The 20,171-nt window shown below is 34.1% G+C and carries 21 protein-coding genes, 2 tRNA genes, 1 rRNA gene and 1 riboswitch; of the genes, 6 read left to right on the forward strand and 18 right to left on the reverse strand.

The features are described 5' to 3' along the window. Positions 1-139: 139 nt before the first annotated feature. A riboswitch (cyclic di-GMP riboswitch) is annotated at positions 140-224 on the reverse strand. A 177-nt stretch (positions 225-401) separates the two neighbouring features. The 6 genes from E3U55_RS15565 to E3U55_RS18010 form a co-directional block, all read right to left on the reverse strand. Further along, positions 402-2,351 (reverse strand): sensor domain-containing phosphodiesterase, encoded by a 1,950-nt coding sequence (locus E3U55_RS15565; RefSeq protein ID WP_134341414.1) that lies wholly within the window; start codon positions 2,349-2,351, stop codon positions 402-404. A 268-nt stretch (positions 2,352-2,619) separates the two neighbouring features. Beyond that, complete coding sequence (locus E3U55_RS18005) at positions 2,620-2,745, reverse strand: diguanylate cyclase domain-containing protein (protein WP_407644122.1); 126 nt, start codon at positions 2,743-2,745, stop codon at positions 2,620-2,622. After that, a complete protein-coding gene (locus tag E3U55_RS15575) occupies positions 2,700-3,926 on the reverse strand; it encodes a sensor domain-containing protein (RefSeq protein ID WP_134341415.1) in 1,227 nt (408 codons plus the stop codon). The genes E3U55_RS18005 and E3U55_RS15575 overlap by 46 nt, the downstream gene beginning before the upstream one ends. Further along, on the reverse strand, positions 3,877-4,128 hold the full coding sequence (locus tag E3U55_RS15580; protein ID WP_194840950.1) for a PAS domain S-box protein: 252 nt from the start codon (positions 4,126-4,128) through the stop codon (positions 3,877-3,879). The genes E3U55_RS15575 and E3U55_RS15580 overlap by 50 nt, the downstream gene beginning before the upstream one ends. A gap of 483 nt (positions 4,129-4,611) precedes the next feature. Next, entirely contained in the window at positions 4,612-4,764 is a 153-nt protein-coding gene (locus E3U55_RS15585; RefSeq protein ID WP_134341417.1) for an aspartyl-phosphate phosphatase Spo0E family protein, read from the reverse strand. Continuing rightward, on the reverse strand, positions 4,703-4,963 hold the full coding sequence (locus tag E3U55_RS18010) for a site-specific integrase (protein WP_194840951.1): 261 nt from the start codon (positions 4,961-4,963) through the stop codon (positions 4,703-4,705). Before E3U55_RS18010 ends, E3U55_RS15585 begins: the two co-directional genes overlap by 62 nt. Before the next feature lie 422 nt (positions 4,964-5,385). Here E3U55_RS18010 and E3U55_RS15595 point away from each other — a divergent pair, with 422 nt between their 5' ends. The 3 genes from E3U55_RS15595 (at position 5,386) to E3U55_RS15600 (ending at position 8,299) form a co-directional block, all read left to right on the forward strand. After that, entirely contained in the window at positions 5,386-5,610 is a 225-nt protein-coding gene (locus E3U55_RS15595) for a hypothetical protein (protein WP_134341418.1), read from the forward strand. Between the two features lie 84 nt (positions 5,611-5,694). Continuing rightward, the gene (locus E3U55_RS17860; RefSeq protein ID WP_267195393.1) at positions 5,695-5,823 is read left to right on the forward strand and encodes a hypothetical protein; all 129 of its coding nucleotides are present in this window, start codon (positions 5,695-5,697) and stop codon (positions 5,821-5,823) included. 1,261 nt (positions 5,824-7,084) lie between these two features. Continuing rightward, positions 7,085-8,299, forward strand: a complete 1,215-nt coding sequence (locus E3U55_RS15600; RefSeq protein ID WP_134341419.1) for a site-specific integrase — start codon at positions 7,085-7,087, stop codon at positions 8,297-8,299. A 78-nt stretch (positions 8,300-8,377) separates the two neighbouring features. Here E3U55_RS15600 and groL read toward each other — a convergent pair whose 3' ends face one another. Continuing rightward, positions 8,378-10,006, reverse strand: a complete 1,629-nt coding sequence (gene groL / locus E3U55_RS15605; RefSeq protein ID WP_134341420.1) for a chaperonin GroEL — start codon at positions 10,004-10,006, stop codon at positions 8,378-8,380. A gap of 29 nt (positions 10,007-10,035) precedes the next feature. After that, positions 10,036-10,320, reverse strand: coding sequence for a co-chaperone GroES (gene groES, locus E3U55_RS15610; protein ID WP_134341421.1), 285 nt, complete (start codon positions 10,318-10,320; stop codon positions 10,036-10,038). Between the two features lie 206 nt (positions 10,321-10,526). On the opposite strand from groES, the gene E3U55_RS15615 reads away from it, so the two are divergent. Both E3U55_RS15615 and E3U55_RS15620 read left to right on the forward strand, forming a co-directional pair. Beyond that, a complete protein-coding gene (locus E3U55_RS15615) occupies positions 10,527-11,240 on the forward strand; it encodes a CPBP family intramembrane glutamic endopeptidase (protein ID WP_134341422.1) in 714 nt (237 codons plus the stop codon). Between the two features lie 3 nt (positions 11,241-11,243). Continuing rightward, complete coding sequence (locus tag E3U55_RS15620) at positions 11,244-11,450, forward strand: YdiK family protein (protein WP_134341423.1); 207 nt, start codon at positions 11,244-11,246, stop codon at positions 11,448-11,450. Positions 11,451-11,462: 12 nt separating this feature from the next. On the opposite strand, the gene E3U55_RS15625 is transcribed toward E3U55_RS15620, so the two are convergent. Then, positions 11,463-12,866 (reverse strand): MDR family MFS transporter, encoded by a 1,404-nt coding sequence (locus E3U55_RS15625; protein WP_134341424.1) that lies wholly within the window; start codon positions 12,864-12,866, stop codon positions 11,463-11,465. Positions 12,867-12,942: 76 nt separating this feature from the next. Continuing rightward, a complete protein-coding gene (locus E3U55_RS15630; protein ID WP_134341425.1) occupies positions 12,943-13,569 on the reverse strand; it encodes a redox-sensing transcriptional repressor Rex in 627 nt (208 codons plus the stop codon). Positions 13,570-13,649: 80 nt separating this feature from the next. Between E3U55_RS15630 and E3U55_RS15635 the strand changes: the two genes are divergently transcribed. Then, positions 13,650-15,584, forward strand: coding sequence for an ABC-F family ATP-binding cassette domain-containing protein (locus tag E3U55_RS15635; protein WP_134341426.1), 1,935 nt, complete (start codon positions 13,650-13,652; stop codon positions 15,582-15,584). A gap of 170 nt (positions 15,585-15,754) precedes the next feature. Here E3U55_RS15635 and tsaD read toward each other — a convergent pair whose 3' ends face one another. The 8 genes from tsaD to rrf form a co-directional block, all read right to left on the reverse strand. Continuing rightward, complete coding sequence (gene tsaD / locus E3U55_RS15640; RefSeq protein WP_323740425.1) at positions 15,755-16,768, reverse strand: tRNA (adenosine(37)-N6)-threonylcarbamoyltransferase complex transferase subunit TsaD; 1,014 nt, start codon at positions 16,766-16,768, stop codon at positions 15,755-15,757. Then, positions 16,765-17,223, reverse strand: a complete 459-nt coding sequence (gene rimI, locus E3U55_RS15645) for a ribosomal protein S18-alanine N-acetyltransferase (protein ID WP_134341428.1) — start codon at positions 17,221-17,223, stop codon at positions 16,765-16,767. The genes tsaD and rimI overlap by 4 nt, the downstream gene beginning before the upstream one ends. Then, on the reverse strand, positions 17,210-17,923 hold the full coding sequence (gene tsaB, locus E3U55_RS15650; protein ID WP_134341429.1) for a tRNA (adenosine(37)-N6)-threonylcarbamoyltransferase complex dimerization subunit type 1 TsaB: 714 nt from the start codon (positions 17,921-17,923) through the stop codon (positions 17,210-17,212). Before tsaB ends, rimI begins: the two co-directional genes overlap by 14 nt. After that, positions 17,920-18,369 (reverse strand): tRNA (adenosine(37)-N6)-threonylcarbamoyltransferase complex ATPase subunit type 1 TsaE, encoded by a 450-nt coding sequence (gene tsaE, locus E3U55_RS15655; RefSeq protein ID WP_134341430.1) that lies wholly within the window; start codon positions 18,367-18,369, stop codon positions 17,920-17,922. The genes tsaB and tsaE overlap by 4 nt, the downstream gene beginning before the upstream one ends. Positions 18,370-18,380: 11 nt before the next feature. After that, positions 18,381-19,346, reverse strand: coding sequence for a thiamine-phosphate kinase (gene thiL, locus E3U55_RS15660; protein ID WP_194840952.1), 966 nt, complete (start codon positions 19,344-19,346; stop codon positions 18,381-18,383). 195 nt (positions 19,347-19,541) lie between these two features. Continuing rightward, positions 19,542-19,618: transfer RNA gene (locus E3U55_RS15665), tRNA-Asp, on the reverse strand. A gap of 148 nt (positions 19,619-19,766) precedes the next feature. Continuing rightward, positions 19,767-19,843, reverse strand: a tRNA-Met gene (locus E3U55_RS15670). A gap of 207 nt (positions 19,844-20,050) precedes the next feature. Then, a 5S ribosomal RNA gene (gene rrf / locus E3U55_RS15675) occupies positions 20,051-20,166 on the reverse strand. Positions 20,167-20,171 lie beyond the last annotated feature (5 nt).

Consider the following 20,171-nt stretch of genomic DNA (forward strand, 5'->3'; position numbering starts at 1 on the left):
TCTAGAATTTGGCTTCACAATAAATGAGCATTATAGTGAAGCCCATTAAAAAACTATATAAAAATGCCCGCCAAAAAGATTGGCGGGCATTCTGCACGGTTATTAATACATTTTAACCATACAAAATTTAACCATCCTTTTCGGTAACCCGGCGATCGTAGCAATACTGCCTTAGACCCGTAGCTTTGCGTCCTTACTTTTCAGTAAGTTTGCCATTATCGAAGGTATTTAATTAAAAAGTTATAAAGTAAATGTATTTTACTTTTATTTTTAATTAATATCAACCGGTATTTTATTCCTGTTAAATAATACCTAATTATTATTAAAAAAATATAATTTAAAACATTTTTTCTCATTCATTTTATGACAGAAAATTAAATATAATGAGATTTTATCTTATTCTACATGTCTTGTTCATTTGACATATCGACACATGATCCAATGATTTCTACGACTTCTCCATTCTCAAAAACAGGCTTCAAATTTGCAATGTAAATTATACCATTAAATTCCACTTCATAAGTCACATTATTCCCCCCCCATGCCCGAGAATAAAATTTTACTTTGCTTTCTGCAAGTTCTGTAGGCAAAAAATCAAATAATGATTTGTTAGTGACATCTTTGGGGGTTAAACCGAATTTATCCAAAAGTTCACCTTCACACAACGTGTGAATAAAATGGTGTCCCTGTTTCCTTATTTTCATAATCATACCCTGTTGTCTACTTAACGTACTTTTTAAATCCGCTTGAATGCGATATAAATCTAATTCATATTCTTTTCGTTTGGTTATGTCACGCGCTACAAGCACAATGTGTGAAATGTTGTTTTCTTTATCTAAAATTGGAATGCCTTGGGTTTCTACCCATACAATATTTCCACTAATATCTTCCAACCTTGTTTCAAAACTTCGTTGGCTTTTTGTTTGTATAAGTTTGTTATGTTGACTTTTTATCATCTCAAGATTTTCTGATAACACGAAATCAAACATATTTTTCCCTACCATTCGATTAGGGTCAACCCCTAACATATTCCTATGAGACGGAGAGGCATATTGAATTATCCCGTTAACATCAATGGTAGAAACTAAGTCAGACATATTTTCAGTAATTAATCGATACTTTTTTTCACTTTCATAAAGATTCTCTTCCAATTTCTTTTGCTCGCCTATATCTTTTGCGATACTATAAACACCCACTACTCGTTTGCCTAAATGCATAGGGAAACACGAGGTTCGACAATGTATGTAAAAACCATTTTTATGTTTAAGACGAATTACCACATCAACTGGCTCTTTCCCATTTAGTACTTCCTCCAAATGTTTTTGAGCCTTATTAATATCCTCAGGGTGTACGGTACGAAACATATCTTTATCCAACACTTCATTTAGTCGATAGCCAAGTGTCTTCTCAAAGGCCTTATTGGCACTCAAAAACTTTCCATTAAGTCCAAAAGAACAAACCATATCAGGATTATGATTAAATAATGATTGAAAACGGTGATCATGCATCTTAGCAGATCTCATAATGATTTGGTCATCCAATCGATGGATAGTAGAAATAGCATTAAATTCACAGGTTAATACATCCTTTTTGTAATCATCAACATTTAAAGGTTTACTAAAAGCAAATCCTTGTGCTACCCCGCAATTATGCAGAGATAAGAAAATAATTTGTTCTTCTGTTTCAACACACTCGGCAACCGTTTGCAAATTCAAGTTATGACACATTTGGATAATATCTTTGACTATAGACGAATCTTTTTTGTTATATGGTATATCGCCAATAAACGACCCATCAATTTTTACCGTAGTAATTGGCAGGTCCTTTAAATACGCTAAAGAAGTATTTCCTTTACCAAAATCATCTATAGCAATTTTTATTCCTGTTTTTCTTAACTTCTTTAAAATATCAACGGTCTTTTTTATGTCTTTCATAATGGCCGTTTCTGTAATTTCAAGTTCAAGATATTTTGGGTCGAGTCCAGTGTCTTTAATTGTTTTGACAAGCACTTCATAAAGTTCATCTCTTTCAAAATCGACTGGTGATATATTTATTGATACTATAACATCAGGCAATCCATCATATTGCCATTTCTTTTTCTGTTCACAAGCGTTTTTTAAAACCCATCGGGTAATTTGATTTATCATTCCACAATTTTCTGCCAATGGGATAAAATCTACCGGTGAAATCCAACCCCATTCAGGATGATCCCACCGAAGTAATGCTTCAACACCAATCACTTGTCCTGAAGATAATTCTATTTGAGGTTGATAAACTAAACAAAACTCGTCCTCTTTCAAAGCTTTTATTATATCTTGTTTCTGAAAGGAATAAATATTTTTAACCATCATTCCAACACTCCTTAATATTAAGTAAAATTATCTTTTAATTTGTCATAAAAAAGACCTATTTTTGTTATCATTTTTTCATAATGCTATTTCGACTTATCTTTGATACATGTTGAAATAGTTAATACCCTTGCAGCATACAATCATTTTGTTTAATTTTTAATAAGTCACAAACTTAGGATTTTTAACTTAAAACAACTTCGAAAAAGATCTTTTAGTTGTTTAGAATTATATTATAAATTCTATATTAACGGTATCTTTTAATATCAAATTATGTCGAGATTTGATATGCATTTTTTCCTTTTTCTTTAGCAATGTACAAGGCTTGATCGGCCTTTTTAATAATGTCTTTTATATCCGTTTTATATTCTCCTGGTGAATAAACAGAAATACCAATACTCGATGTAACGCTATATTCTTTATCATTGTATATAAAGGAGTGTTAGTTTGATCCAAAATTCGTTTAGCAACCGATATGACTTCATCTTCATGTTGAATGTTAATTAATAGAATGTTAAATTCGTCTCCTCCTATTCTTGCAACTATGTCTCCCTCTCTTACGGAAGCTTCTAACTTTTCAGCTAATTGCTTTAGAAATTCATCTCCAATATCATGACCTAACTCATCATTAATAAGTTTGAAATTATCACAATTAATATACATAATGGCAAAACGTGACTGATTCTTTTGGGCTAATTCAAAAGTGTCCTTTAAATTTTCATCAAATAATCTTCTATTAGGTAACCCAGTTAATTGATCGTGGAGAGCCATGTATTTAATCTTTTCCTCATATTCCTTTCGATGAGAAACATCATTTGCTATCGAATGAATTGCCCTTTCTCCTTTATAGGTTGTTATAATTTTTGATACATCCAATGTTTTCTCCTTACCTTTTAAAGTTATGACCTTTTCATCAATTCTTCTCTCATTTTCATCACCCTCAATTAAACGTTCATTTAATCTTTTAATCTCTTCTCTTAATTTTACTGGATGAAAATCATATATGGATCTCCCAATCAATTGTTCATGACTATTAATCTCTAAAAGATCTGCAGAAGCCTGGTTAGCATACCTTATTATTACAATCACATGAATAAACATGGCACTTGGTGAATAATCCAGTAACTGTCTAATACGTTCTTCACTCTCATAAATGGCTTGGTGCATTCTTTTTTCAGACGTTATATCTCTAACGATCACAAACATTCCTACCAAATGTTTGTGTACAATCATCGGAACTTTTTTTATTAAGCAATGAATATCTGACCCATCTCTATGAGCAAGTATCATTTCCACTGTTTGTGGCTGGTCATGTAAATCATTTAGAAGTTCTATAATTGTTGATGAGTCCTTAACCAACATTAGTTCCAATAAATTTTGCTTTAGTAACATGTATTTAGAGATTCCTAATAACTTCTCACCCGTTTCATTCACATTCATGATTTTGCCATCTAAATCTATTGAAAAGACTGCATCAATATTATTGTTAATTAACGAAGCATACTTATGTTCTGTTTCCTCCAACTTATTAATCATGCTTTCCAATAATCGACGATCTATATATAACCATAGCTCCATAGATTTGATCTTGATTGTTCTGTATAGGGACTACCGTTACTAATACATCGATATGGTGTCCATTCTTATGAAGTCTCTGAACATCTTCGTATGTTATCGTTTTTCCCTGATTTATATTAAACAATGTTTCCATTACATTTAATTCATCTGCTATAATCGACAAGTTTTGCTTTACAATTTCTTGTTTTGTCCAACCAAACAATCTCTCAAACGCCGGATTCACTTCAAATATTTATGTTTTCTTATCAAAAATAACTATAGCATCGGACTTATTACTCATAAAAGTATTTAAAATATCTCTCTCTTGGTTATGGTTATTTAGCGCTATCAATTCATGCAACTCCTATTATCTTTTAAACTTCAACAATATATCTGTCTATGCAATGTTTATATTTAATCTTACAATCTTTAATTATTCCTTATCAGCTCCACCCGATATATATATCCCCTAAATAGACTATAGGTAAACATTTTTATAGGTATTATTTACTATGACTTAACGCTTGTTGGAATTCAATCATATTTTTTAATTAAATTCAAATTCGTTATATTGGTATAGAATTAATATATATTCATTATTAATTAGGGATTACAATAAATTATCTGTTTTTACGTGATTCTTCAATAAATTTATCGCTAAGCCTACTAATCAGGCTAGTAAAGTGAGATACAAAATAATCAAAAATTATAAACCTTGATATTTATTGAGCAGCCTACCAAGTTTTTGACTACATTCCACAACTTCTATATCTGTTAGATTTTTTGTTTCACTTAGTTTATATAGATGATTTCTTACCTTTTGTATAGAAATAGATAATGCATATTTTGAGAGAGTCAAGTTTTCTACTATACGATAGCCAATGGAAGAAACTCTTTAAAATAGACAGGTTCTTACCGATTGTACTCATTTTCAAATTATCATCCTGGCTTAGATACATCCGAACATCGTTTGTACTTATATCCTCGGCTTTTTTCTTAACTCTTTCAGCAAACATACTTAATTCTAATAAATAGTCACCTAGAGTAATAGGGCTCAAACCTTCCAGTTTTTAACTAAGGATTACCTATAAAAACTTTAACAATACCTATTAATTTATCATCTATCATCTAAAAGTAATTTGGTTTCTTGAGTATTTTCCATTTTATAAAAAAAGACAACCACCATTTAAGTGATTGACTCAGGTAGATTAACTACAAGTATATTTGTAATGTGCAGCAAGAATTTTTAGGTAATCAAAATAGCATATGATTGTTGAATATTGAGGTTCAGTATTAACAAAAGAAACAATTTTCTATTATCGAGTTCAATAGCGTTTCAGTGGTATCAAAAAAAGGTACGGTCCAGAGTTAAATTATATGATTAGAAAAAAAGCAACGTACAGAAGAAAGTTTGATTTTTTAGTGTATAAGGAAATACCTTCCTTGTTGTAGAATGGAACATTGAAAAGGGAGGCTTCTTATGAATGAAAATATAGAAAAACTTTTCGATCTAATTGAAACATCAACAGAGTTTAGTCAAATCAATAATAGTATTAGAAGGTTAGTCTTTACACTTTACTCTAAATCAAGAAGGTTGTATTCCTCTATTCATACAATAAAAGTGTATGGAAATCCAGATGTTAATGTAGCAGAAACACTACCTTTATTCAGGGTATTGTTAGAATCATATTTTCTTTTAAGTTAAATAATTAAAAATCCAAACAAAGAGGAAATTAAAGATCGATATAATCGCCTCACACATCATATGAATTCAAGAATTGCGAGAGTAATGAAACATTCAGAAAATCCGACAGAAGAAATGAGTGATTTCACTAATTTATATAAAACCTATTATAAATTGGATAAAGATATTGAGTTTTTAAATGATATGGGGAGCTTAGCTGAAAAAACAGGATAGCGAGAATTATATAGAAGACACTACACTTTATTAAATTCCTTTATTCATTTTAATCTAAGTAAGTTTATTTACGGGGATTTTAAAAATGAGGCAATTACATTCAATGAAATAAATTATAAAAACAACGATGAAGTTTATTTGTTAATTGATAAACTTATCTTATTGTTTATCAGTCAAATAATAGTAGGTTTAGAAATTAACTCAATTGAATGTGATGCTTCTAAGTTAGTAGTAAAATTAAGAAAGATATTTATGATGGAAACGCAAAAAAAGAATATGCTTTTAACCTATTCTTTGATTTGTAAATTAGTTAAGTTCTCATAACGTTAGTTATGTGTATTAGTTACACACCCTCGGAGGGAATTAATACTAAACCCAAAACATTGATATATCAGCATTTTTCAATTCATTTAGTTATGTTAGTTCTCAAAAAGAAGACTTGGGACTATCCCACCACACTCATTACACGCTTCAACGGTATTGTGTCCCTACTTTCATAAGATTAAAGTCACTTCGATAAATAAATCATCTTATAGACGCCATCGCGATAGTAGTCGTTTAATAGTGGATGTTTCTTACTTACAACGTTCCGATTAACTTAGCTTTACATATATCCTTAGGTGCTCACTTTAAGCCTGTCAACTCTATACCTTCATTCGTTAGATATACCGAAGTTCCTATGTACTAATCGTACTTTTCGGTGTTTGACACTGCGTTCACAGTTTACGTCTTTCGGACGTATTAATTTCTAGACCCGTACATTCGCAAGTTCGTCAGTCCTACCGGACATTCTCACCATAGATATTTTGTAGCATCCCGACCTATCACAAACCATATTCTAAAGAAGCAACTTAGGTTCATTTCAGCCGACTTCACCTAGCTTCATACACATTCTGACTACTACCATTGTGTGCATGTAGGAGGATTAGATAACTCGTTTTAGCTCAACATGACGGCTTTCGTTCCGAGTTTCAATTAATCAGTTATAATTGCTTATCAGCAATTCTCCTTTTTCGCGCTTGGGCACTTATAAGGAAACGTTTCGCGCAGTACATTTCTTCACAAACTTTTTATTTAGTAAGTAAATTTTAACATAATTTACTATCTAATATTAATCTAATCACTAAGCCCCTCTCACTTATTAGTTATTGATTATATCTAATTTTTAAGTGTTTTTAGTACAGGTAGTAAATGTATCAACTTTTTTTAAGTTGGGAATACTGCATTGAAATAAGTTTGGTCAAGAGGGGGTTAGACGAAATTGAAAGGTCATGTTTATAGACGAGGATGCACCTGCAAGAAAAAAAAATGTACATGTAGGGCTAAATACACTTATGTTGTCGATGTTGGAATTGATCCTAAAACTGGAAAGAGAAAACAGAAATCAAAAGGTGGCTTTAGAACAAAACATGAAGCTGAATTAGCGTTAGCATCATTAATACATGATATTCAAGCGGGTACTTTCATAAAGGAATCTGAGGAATTATTTAAAGACTTTGCTAAAGATTGGCTAGTTATTTATGCTGAAACAAATTCGGTGAAGCCAGGAACTATTAGAGTAAGACAACATGAAATTAATAACCTTTTACCTTATCTTGCAAATTTAAAACTTAGAAGTATTACTAGGGAAACTTATCAAAATACATTAAATGATTTAAAAGACAAAGGGTACGCAGATAACACTTTAAGTGGAATTCATCGTACCGGTAGAATGATATTTAGAAAAGCAGTTGAAATGGAGAAAGTTAAAAGAGATCCGACAGAATTTGCTTATTTAAGAAAAACAAAAAGGTCCGTTGAAGATTTAGAATCTAATGAAATACCCAAGTACTTAGAAAAAGAAGAGTTAAATCTTTTTTTACAGACGGCTAAAGAAAAGGGATTATTTTTAGACTACTTAATATTTTTAACACTTTCTTATACTGGTATACGTGTAGGTGAGTTAGTTGCACTTAAGTGGAAAGATGTAGATTTTAATCAACATACCATAAAGATCACCAAAACCTATTACAACCCAACAAATAATACTCAAAAGTACCAATTAGTACCACCGAAAACAAAAAAGTCAAAACGTACTATTAGTATAGATGAAGAAATTATAGTTCACTTAAAAAAGCATTTAGCTACACAAAATAAAATGAAAATGAAAAAACGTAATATGTACCATGATGAAAACTTTATTTTTGCGAAGAAAGAACGTAAACCAGGTTATCCTATAGTAATAAAAATTGTTGAAACTAGAATGAAGCGGTTATTAAAGATAGCTGGGTTAAATGAAGCTCTAACACCTCATTCTCTAAGACATACACACACTTCACTATTAGCTGAAGCTCATGTCAATTTACAAATCATAATGGAAAGGTTGGGGCACACTGACGATCAAACTACAAAAAATATATATTTACATGTAACACAAGATATGAAAAAAGAGGCTTCTCAAAAATTTGGTGAATTAATGAGAAGCCTCAAAAAATAATTCTTTTGTTAGCAAAATGTTAGCATTTAATAAATTTTTATTATAAATCCCTGTTGTATCAAGGGGTTGACACAGCTATTACATCATGCCCGGCATTCCGCCGCCCATTCCGCCCATATCAGGCGCGCCATCGTTATCATCAGGATGGTCAGCAACAACCGCTTCAGTTGTTAAGAACATCGCTGCAACAGAAGCTGCGTTCTGTAGTGCGTAGCGAGTTACTTTTGTAGGATCAACAATACCTGATTCAACCATGTTTACCCATTCACCACTAGCAGCGTTGAAACCAACACCGATTTCTTCGTTCTTTAAGCGTTCAACAATGATAGATCCGTCTAAACCTGCATTGTGAACAATTTGACGAACTGGTTCTTCAAGTGCACGTAGTAAAATCTTTTGGCCAGTTGCTTCATCGCCTTCAAGCTCCAATTCAGCAACTTTCTTGTAGATATTTACAAGTGCTGTACCACCACCAGAGACGATACCTTCTTCTACTGCTGCACGAGTAGAGTTTAGGGCGTCTTCAATGCGTAGTTTACGTTCTTTTAATTCAGTTTCAGTAGCAGCACCTACTTTGATTACCGCTACACCGCCAGCTAATTTAGCCAGACGCTCTTGTAATTTTTCTTTATCAAATTCAGATGTTGTTTCTTCTAATTGTGCACGGATTTGGTTAACACGCGCAGCAAGCTTATCAGAATCACCAGCACCTTCTACAATTGTTGTGTTCTCTTTAGTAACAACAACTTTAGAAGCACGACCCAGCTGATCAATTGTAGCACTCTTAAGATCTAAGCCAAGGTCTTCAGTGATAACTTCAGCACCAGTTAATGTAGCGATATCTTCAAGCATTGCTTTACGACGATCACCAAAGCCAGGAGCTTTAACAGCTACGGCATTGAATGTTCCACGAAGTTTATTCACAACTAATGTTGCAAGTGCTTCACCTTCAACATCTTCTGAGATAATTAAGATTGGTTTACTTTGTTGTACCACTTGTTCTAATACTGGAAGAACCTCTTGAATGTTAGAGATTTTCTTATCAGTAATTAAAATATAAGGATCTTCTAAGACAGCTTCCATTTTATCCTGGTCAGTAACCATATATGGAGAAGCATAACCACGGTCAAACTGCATACCTTCTACAACTTCTAATTCAGTGTTGAAGCCTTTAGACTCTTCAATTGTGATAACTCCGTCGTTACCAACGCGTTCCATAGCTTCAGCAATTAATTGACCAACTTCATTGTCAGCTGCTGAGATTGATGCAACTTGTGCAATTGAATCTTTACCTTCAATAGGTTTAGAAACTGAGCGAAGTTCCTCAGTTGCAACTGCAACAGCTTTTTCAATCCCACGACGTAAGCCTACAGGGTTTGCACCAGAAGTTACGTTTTTAAGACCTTCACGAATCATTGCTTGTGCTAGTACAGTCGCAGTGGTCGTACCGTCACCAGCAACGTCATTTGTTTTAGATGCAACTTCAGAAACAAGCTGTGCACCCATGTTTTCAAAGTTGTCTTCTAATTCAATTTCTTTTGCGATCGTTACACCATCATTAGTGATTAATGGTGAACCGTATTTCTTATCTAATACAACGTTACGCCCTTTTGGTCCTAATGTTACTTTTACCGCATCAGCTAATGTGTCTACACCGCGAAGCATAGCACGGCGAGCTTCTTCACTAAACTTTAATTCTTTAGCCATAATTAAATGCCCTCCTTATGTTTATTTAATTACTCAACGACTGCTAAAATGTCGCTTTCACGTAAAACTAAGTATTCGTTACCGTCTTGTTTAACTTCAGTTCCGGCAAATTTTGAGTAGATGACATGGTCACCTTGTTTCACTTCTAATTCAACTTTCTCACCATTGTCTGTTACTCGGCCTGAACCTACAGCAACAATCTTACCTTCTTGTGGCTTTTCTTTAGCAGAATCAGGTAAAACAATTCCGCTTGCTGTTTGTTCTTCTTGCTCTACAACTTCCACAATTACGCGATCACCTAGTGGTTTTAACACGTTAAAAACCTCCTCCAAATTTATGTTGAAGATGATTATTAGCACTTAACATTGTTGAGTGCTAATTCCAATTATTATAATAATGAATCTTGGTTTTTTTTGCAAGTAAAAAATATAAATTTTTGTTTCATTTTTTTGATTAGTATAGAATAAAACATAGGGAATAAAAAAGAACAGAGAAACATAACAAGAAGGGATCGATTTTTTTGGTAAAAAGATATTGGATTATTATCATCTTATACATTGCTGCACAACTATTCCCAGCCATCGGTGCTGGCTTAGCAATTAGTATGCTTGGTGTATCTGAAGGCGATGCTTTCGTCTACTCGTATATATTTGGAATGACAATCGCATCGATTATAACGATAGCTTTACTTTCACCAGATATGGAACAATCTCAAATGCGTAACCGACCAGGTATTCCTTATATTATTAAATGGGCTGTCATCGGTTTTTTCTTAGCTTTTCTAGCACAATATGTAGCTAATATTATTAATATTACTATATTAGATTTAGATCAGTCGTCGGAAAATACAAAATTGATTATGGATATTATTGATGAGAACGTCTACTTTATCCTTTTACCTATTTTATTTGCACCATTATTAGAAGAAATTATCTTTAGAAAGATTATTTTTGGTCAATTATACAAAAAGATGAATTTCTTCTTTTCTGCGGTCATCTCCGCATTGATTTTCAGTTTACTACACTTTGACTTTACATTTGTACTAACTTATCTGGCTATGGGACTTGTTTTTGCTTATTTATATGTCAAAACGCAGCGAATCATTGTACCAATACTTGTTCACATGGCTATGAATACAACTGTCGTGCTCATTCAAATGAATGTAGATATTGATGAATTAGAACGAAAACTAGAAGAAATAGAAAACTCAGCTATGATTCTAATTGGAGGATAATTTATGAAAGTTTCACCAATATTTCTAGCTTCAATGTATATGCTTATGGGACTTGCCTTTGTTTACCTTGGGTTACAAAGTGCGGATGAAACAATTTGGAATGCTGGTACCATTATTTTTACAGTGGTTGCAACCTTTGATTTCATCGTGGCGTTCCGCATATTAGGAGCTTATTTTAGACATAAAAATAATACAAATAATAAGGAATGATCCTCTATTGGATCATTCCTTTTCTTCATCCTGAATCCCTTTCATCTTAAACGCGAATGGAACAGCTACAGCTACGAGGATCGCAGCCAGCAGAAACGCTTCATTAATAGCTTCTAATGTTGCCTCTTGAACCGAGAGTTCATCAAGTAGTATATATTGTCCCCTTCTTACTTCATAGTAGACTGAGAACATAACAATCCCAAGAGAGGATGAAATTTGTCTAATTAAATTATTCATCGCGGACCCTTGAGCCACTAAGTGGTCAGGTATCGCATTCATACCAGCAGTAGTTGCAGGCATATTCCCTAGTCCTAAACCAATACCAAGAACAATATTTAAAGACATTAGTATCCAATAAGAAGTTGATAAATCAACAAAACCAAACATCAAACAAGCAAATGTTAATATGATTAAACCTGTAGGTACAACCAATTTTGGTCCTTTATTATCTAAAATTCGACCACCGATTGTCATGAACAGTCCACTAGCTAATGCACTTGGCAAAAATAATAGGCCTGTTTTTATAATACTTAAGTTATAAGCTTCCTGGATTAGGTAAGGTAGTAAAAATAAACTTGAAAATAATCCAATTGATGCCGAAGATGTAGCTATAATCGAATAGCGATAAGTTTTCACCTTAAATACTTTTAATTCTAATAATGGCTTCTCTATCTTTAGTTCATACCAAATGAACAAGGCAATTAACAATAATCCTATAATAACTAAAGCTAAATTGGTATAGTTCATAGCCTCTTCAAAGTTTCGCCCTTGACCGAGGACATATAATACAGAACCGACACCTGCTGTAATAATCGCAAAACCTTTCCAATCAAATACACGTGATGGATCTGATTCGGTTCTTAATAAATATTTAGCTGAGAAAAACATACTTAAAAAAGCAAAAGGCAGATTAAATAAGAACAACCAATACCACTCAAAATTCTCAGCAATAATTCCGCCAATAGTTGGACCAATTGCTGGAGCCACCATTGCAGCTACACCATAAATGCCAACTGCAAATCCACGCTCATTTCTAGGGAAAGCCTGGAAAATCAATGCCATGGCATTTGGCATCATTAACCCACCAGCAATACCTTGAATCGCTCGTGCTATGATGACCATACTTAACCATTGTGATAAAGCTCCCAATACAGACCCTGTTGCAAACAAAATTAAACCAGCAATATAGACTCTCTTTTTACCAAATCGATCCCCAAGAAAGCCTGTCACTGGCATGGTCATACCCATTGCGATCATAAAAATTGTTAAAATCCAACTGACACCAACTGCATCTGAATCAAAAATCTTCATAAATTCAGGTAAGACAGGATTCAACATACTATTATTTAATATTACAGTAAACGTACCAGTCAGTACGGATAAGACAACTAGCCATTTTGAGTCAATTTTCCCCATGTGGTGCCTCCAAGACGTCAATTATTTCGATATACGAATTATTTTACTCCTTCCTTTGATAAAAAGAAAGAGTATTTTAACTATGTTTTAAGAAATAAACGAGTGTTTGTAATTCGATTGATAAATCAATATGGTGAACTCGCACATGGTTCGGGACAGACAAGCGTGAGGGTGTGAAATTTAATACTCCTTCAACTCCACAGTCTACTAACTGTTCAGTTACTTCTTGAGATACTCTTGCTGGAACAGTCAAAATAGCAATTTTGATCCCTTTACGTTTTAATTCTTGTTCTAAATCATTAATATGATACACGGGCACATCTCCAATTTCTTGCCCGACTTTATCATCGTTTGTATCGAAAGCGATTTCGATTTGAGTATTTCCTTTTTTCATAAAATTATAATGTAAAAGTGCTGTTCCTAAGTTCCCCACCCCAATTAAAGCCACACTCGCTATTTCATCTTGATCCAGTAACTTTCTAAAAAATTGAATCAAATGAGCAATATCATAGCCATAACCTTTTCGTCCGAGCTCTCCAAAATAAGAAAAGTCTTTACGAATCGTTGCTGAGTCTATTTTAATTGATTCACTCAATTCACGAGATGAAATTCTGGTTTTACCTTGATTATGTAATATATTTAAATGTCTATAATACAACGGTAATCGTTTAGCAGTTGCCTGTGGTATTTTTTCATCCCTCATAATTTATAATCTCCTTTTATATGGTCCATTGCGTATTAATGATAAAATAGATACACTAGTGCACGTTGAGGTGAAATACAATGATTGTCATGCAATTAAACAATATAAGTAAAAATTTCGGTGCTGACCTTATTCTATCGAAAATTAAATTAGAAGTACATCATCATGACCGGATTGCCATAGTCGGTCGTAATGGGGCTGGTAAATCCACATTATTAAAAATTATGTCTGGCCAAATGCCTTATGATGATGGTGAAATATTTAAACCTAAAGATGTATCTGTTGGTTATCTTGACCAACACACAGGACTTGATTCCAGGGAGTCTATTTGGAGCGAAATGCTGACCGTCTTCCAACCATTGATTGAACTAGAAAAAGAACTGCGACAACTAGAACAAAAGATGGCTGATCCTGAAATTATTGAAGATGTAAAAGCTTATCAACAGCTGTTGGCTAATTATGATGCAAAACAAAATGATTTTCAGCAACGCGGTGGTTTCCAATATGAAGCTGAAATTGAAGCCGTCTTGCAGGGATTAAGTTTTGGAAAGTTTGATTTTAATACCCCAATCCAGGAACTAAGTGGTGGTCAAAAAACCCGACTTGCGCTTGGTAAGTTATTATTATCAAAACCTGATGTTCTTATTTTGGATGAGCCAACCAACCATTTAGACATTGCGACACTACGTTGGTTAGAGAATTATTTAAAAAATTACCAGGGTGCAGTTGTGATCGTCTCTCACGACCGCTACTTTTTAGATGAAACAGTAAGCATCGTCTATGATATTGCCTTTCAATCGGTTAAGAAATACCACGGGAATTATAGTTATTTTTTAAGAAAAAGAGTAGAAGACTATGAACTTGAAATTAAACGATTTGAAAAACAACAAGAAGAAATTAAAAAGCTAGAAGAATATGTTCAAAAAAATATAGCAAGAGATTCGACAAGTAAACAAGCCAAATCTCGTCGTAAAAAACTAGAGAAAATGGATCGAATGGACAAGCCGGATCTCGATGATCATTCTGCCAAATTCTCATTTAATATTAATCGAAAAAGCGGTAATGACGTACTGAAGGTTGATCAATTATCTGCTCGATATGGTGCTCTGGATGAACCAATCTTCAAAAATGTTTCATTTAGAGTGTCTCGTGGTGATCGAATGGCTATTGTGGGACCAAACGGAATTGGTAAATCGACATTATTAAAAGCCATCTTAAAACGAATCGAGCATGTGGAAGGAGAAATCCAATACGGAACAAATGTCGAGTTCGGCTACTATGATCAGGAACAGTCCACTTTAAATACTCATAAAACTGCCTTACAAGAATTATGGGATGATTATCCATTAATGCCTGAGAAAGATATTCGAACAGTATTAGGGAATTTTCTGTTTTCAGGAGATGACGTGCTTAAAACAATAGGCATGTTAAGTGGTGGAGAAAAAGCTCGTATCCTGTTAGCTAAGCTCATGTTGCAAAGAGCTAATGTGTTAATCATGGATGAACCGACAAACCACTTAGATTTAGATAGCAAAGAAGTTTTAGAAGCTGCTTTAGCAGATTTCCCTGGTACCATTTTATTTGTGTCTCACGACCGTTACTTTATTAATCGATTAGCGAATCATGTCATTGAATTAAATGACAAAGGTGCTCGTACGTTTATTGGAGATTATGATTATTACGTAGAAAAACTAGAAGAAGAAGCAGAAATTAAAGAAATGGAACAAACTAAAATTGAAAATAAAAAAGACTCTCAGCCTTCCACACCTACTAATAAACAACTTCAAAAAGACCGTCGAAAACTTGAGCGTCGAATAAAATCGATTGAAGAACAGATCTCAGAACATGAACAAATTATCGAGCAAGAAGAACCTAAGTTATACGAAAATGAGAATGTGAATGACTATACTAAGCTGCAAGAGATTAATGCTACAATTAAACAATCTGAAGATAAACTAGAAGAATTAATGGAAGAATGGGCAGAATTACAGGAAGAAATTGAATCACTTAATTAACAACAACTTATACACATTTTCAATGTTGTTATATCGGTTATAAACAGACTTATACACATTATCCACAGAGTTTCGTTCACTTATCCACAATTTTGTTCACAAACAGAATCGAATCATATACGGTACTACACAAAATAATCCACAGTCAGTGATTTTGACTGTGGATTATTTTATCCTAATATTAAACCTGGATTAGCATTTAATGAAAGGTCTTTATAGTTTTGATTGTGATATTGAATGGATGCAGCTGCGCCAATCATAGCTGCATTATCTGTACATAGATATAACGGTGGAATCATTAATTCCACATCCATTTCGTTAAAGCGTTTTTCTAACTCAACACGTAAACCTTTATTAGCAGAAACACCACCAGCCACAATCAGTTGATTGACACCCAACTCTTCAGTTGCTCGGTAAGTCTTCTCAACTAAGACATCAACTACACTGGCTTGGAATGAGGCCGCTATATCTTCTATGCGAAACTCTTCGCCTTTTTGTTTTAACTGATGAAGTTTATTAATTACGGCAGTTTTTAGTCCACTAAAACTGAAATCATATGACCCTGGCTCCAGCCACGACCTGGGAAAATCATAAATATCATTTCCTTCATGAGCTATTTGGTCAATAACAGGGCCGCCTGGGTAAGGTAGATTTAACGCTTTAGCTACTTTATCATATGCTTCTCCTGCAGCGTCATCACGAGTTTCACCAATCACTTCGTAATCCCCATGTTCTTTCATGTAGATTAGTTCCGTATGGCCGCCTGAAACCACTAAAGATAACAGTGGAAATTGAAATTCCTTTTCTAAACGATTCGCATAAATATGACCGGCAATATGATGGACACCAATCAAAGGAATGCCATGTGCATACGCTAAAGTTTTAGCGGCATTTACTCCTACTAATAAAGCACCGACCAAGCCCGGTCCTTCTGTCACAGCAATGGCATCCACTTCATTGATAGTTAGATTGGCTTCTTCTAGAGCTTGATCAATGACTAACGTAATCTGTTCAATATGATGCCGAGAAGCAATCTCAGGAACCACTCCACCGAATTTCTGATGAATTTCCATCTGGGTAGCAACAACATTCGATAACAGTTGGTTTCCCCCTTTAACAATTGCAGCAGCTGTTTCGTCACAACTAGTTTCTAAAGCTAATATTATTTCATCTTTTTGATTCATAATTTCACCCACATGACTAAGGCATCTTCACCATCATCTTGGTAATAGCCTTCTCTTTTACCTACCACTTTCAAGTCGAACTTCTCGTACAATTTCTGAGCAACATGATTGGACTCTCTAACTTCAAGAGTTAATTCAGATGCACCTTTTTCTTTAGCTAATTCAATAACTTCCTTAAACAATTTTTCACCCAATCGCTGTCCACGTTCTTTTGGAGAAATTGCTATATTAGTAATTTGGGCAGATTCTAAAACAATCCAAATACCACAATATCCAACAATCGAATCACCCTTCTCAATCACTAGATAATTTGAAAAGCTATTTTTTACTAGATCATATAAAAAGTCTCTCTTTTTCCATGGTGTACGGAATGACTTATTTTCAATTAAAATCACTTGAGAAATGTCTTCAAGTGTCATTTCACGTACGCGAATATCATTTTTAACATGATTCATTTTGATTTCCTTCCCCATGTTGTTTATTCCAATTCGCTTCTGCTTGAGTAATTCTTATATAGTTAGGCTTGACTGTATGTATTGGAGTTTCAGCCTCGTATTGACTTAATGCAAAGAGTAAACCGGCTCTAGGTAAATTAAAAGGTTGATTCACTACAATAGCTTTAGTACCTAATTCATCTTTGATTAATGGTTCGAAATTTTCTCCATTAGGGCTTGTAAAGTATATGATTTCGTCCAATGACTTTAAATATTCAAGCCACTCAATCATGGTCAAATTACAGTCCTTCTCAATTTCAATAATTTCCCCTTTATTACAGCGATACAGACTCGTATAAACATTACCTCTTCTCGCATCGAAATAAGGGCAAACTAAGCCATCTTGATATATTAGATTACTCGCAAGGAGTTTTAGGCTCGACACAGTCTTTATAGGGATATTCAATGTCCATGCTAATGTTTTAGCTGTAGTCATACCAATACGTATACCTGTAAAAGAACCTGGCCCTTCACTTACAACAATTTCATCTAATGATTTAGGCTCTAAATCAGCTAATTTCATAACTTGCTCAACTGAAGGCATCAATTGAATCGAATGATTGCGCTTAACGTTAACTGTTAACTCTGCTGCAAGTGTATCATCTTTGTATACAGCTACACTCATTGGTTGATTAGATGTATCAATACCTAAAACATTCATGTTTGAAGCTCCTCACATATCTGTTTAAAATGGTCGCTATTTGGAATTAAATGAATTTCACGTTCAATATCACTTAATTTATTTATTGTAATGTCTAAGCGTTCCTCAGGTAGGAATTCTTCTATAAATTTAGCCCACTCAATTACCGATATACCTTGACCATTAAAGTAATCATCGAACCCAATATCTTCATCACTATCTTCTAGTCTGTATACGTCCATATGAAATAAAGGTAAACGACCCTTATACTCTTTTACGATCGTATAAGTAGGACTATTAACTGTTCTTATAACTTCTAATCCTTTTGCTAATCCTTTAGTAAAAGTCGTTTTACCAGCACCCAAGTCTCCATCTAACGTAATAACATCACCAGCTTTAAGAAAATTGGCCAACTTAGAAGCGAAAGTTTGAGTTTCTGTTTCATTCTTCATAATAAATTTATACATAACATCACCTATTAGTTTTTCCCGTGTTTATAACCTTCACGATTTAACCTTTTTCTTTTACCATATTCATTTATGTAAACAGTAGGTTGAGTAGTCATATCATCAATGACCTGACCAATTTGTGTGACTTTAATTTGATGTTGATCGCACACTTCTCTAATTTTATTCCAATCTTCATCACTACACGTTCCTACAAGCTCAAAATCTTCACCTGAGGATAATGTTAGTTTTCTTAATTCCGTATGATCTAATGAAGCCATCTCATCGTGGAAAGGAACTTCAGCCCAATCAATGGCTATAGATACTTTAGAAGCTTCTGCAATTTCATATAATTCTGATGATAAGCCATCACTAATATCATTTAAACACATTCGTTTAACGTTTGTTGTCGCATCAACAAAGTCAATTCTAGGACTAGGTCTAATATGCTTTTGATTAAAATAATGGTGTTCAACATTGCTTTGTAAAAGTTTTAAACCATACCCTGATTCACCGAGATTACCTGTAACAAAAACTATATCATTTAGTCGAGCAGAACTTCTTAGACGATACTTTGAATTTGGTAAAGAACCTAATACTGTTACGGTAATAACCAATTCATTTCCCGATGTCGTATCTCCACCGATCAAATCCATTTTATATTGTCCTGCTAGTTCTTTCATTCCATCAATAATTCGTTTTAAATTTGAATTAGTCATATATTTAGGGCTAGTTATATTCACCAGATAATATAATGGAGAACTTCCCATAGCAGCTAAATCACTAAGGTTTGCTGCCAATACCCGATAACCCACATCTTCAAAAGTCATATAATCTAATGAGAAGTGTATGTTATTAACCATTGTATCAGTTGCCATTACAAGATCTGAGTCAAATGGTGGTTTAACAATAGCCCCATCATCACCTATACCTTTTATAACCGAAGATTGTTTATAATATTTAGGCCTAATCGATTGAATAAAACTAAATTCATCCATATGACTTAACCTCATTTATAGTCAATTTCATGCCTATCATAGCAAAAAAACTCAAATATAGGAAATAAATGAGTTCTTAAAACATAATTCAACCCCTACAAAACGGTTTGTAGGGGTTGAGGGGGATGAAAAATAGGTTGTTAAATTAACAAAAACCTTGCGTACCACACAAGGTTCAAAACTTTTATGCTAACATGGCGGTCCGGACGGGACTCGAACCCGCGACCTCCTGCGTGACAGGCAGGCATTCTAACCAGCTGAACTACCGGACCATTTTATTAAAGCTCTAAAGAGCAAAAAAATCATTTCGCAAAGAAGTTTTTCTATGTAGTGTCAATGAGTTAATTTGGTTGCACTCTACGAGCACTCCTGATTTCATCTCGCTAAGGAGCTTCTCGACGAAGTCTCGATGAGTTTATTTGGTTGCGGGGACAGGATTTGAACCTGCGACCTCCGGGTTATGAGCCCGACGAGCTACCGAACTGCTCCACCCCGCGATGTTATCAAAGAACCTTGTTTAGGTTCCTGACTATATAATATTAAATTCTTAACTGCTCGTCACGTTGCAAGCCTTTTCGGCGAAGCCTACGCTCCTCGCAAAACCTACGCTGAAGTGTACTCAAGATATTTACAGTCTTGCTCCACCCCGCGATAATGTTAAAGAATCTTATTCAGATTCCAGATAATATAAATTATAATTACAAGCCCGGCCGCGTCCTACTCTCACAGGGGAAACACCCCAATTACCATCGGCGCTAGAGAGCTTAACTTCTGTGTTCGGCATGGGAACAGGTGTGACCTCTCTGCCATCGCCACCGGACTATG

Origin of the sequence: Filobacillus milosensis (genome assembly GCF_004402015.1) — a bacterium.
In the GTDB taxonomy this organism is placed as follows: Bacteria; Bacillota; Bacilli; order Bacillales; family Alkalibacillaceae; genus Filobacillus; species Filobacillus milosensis.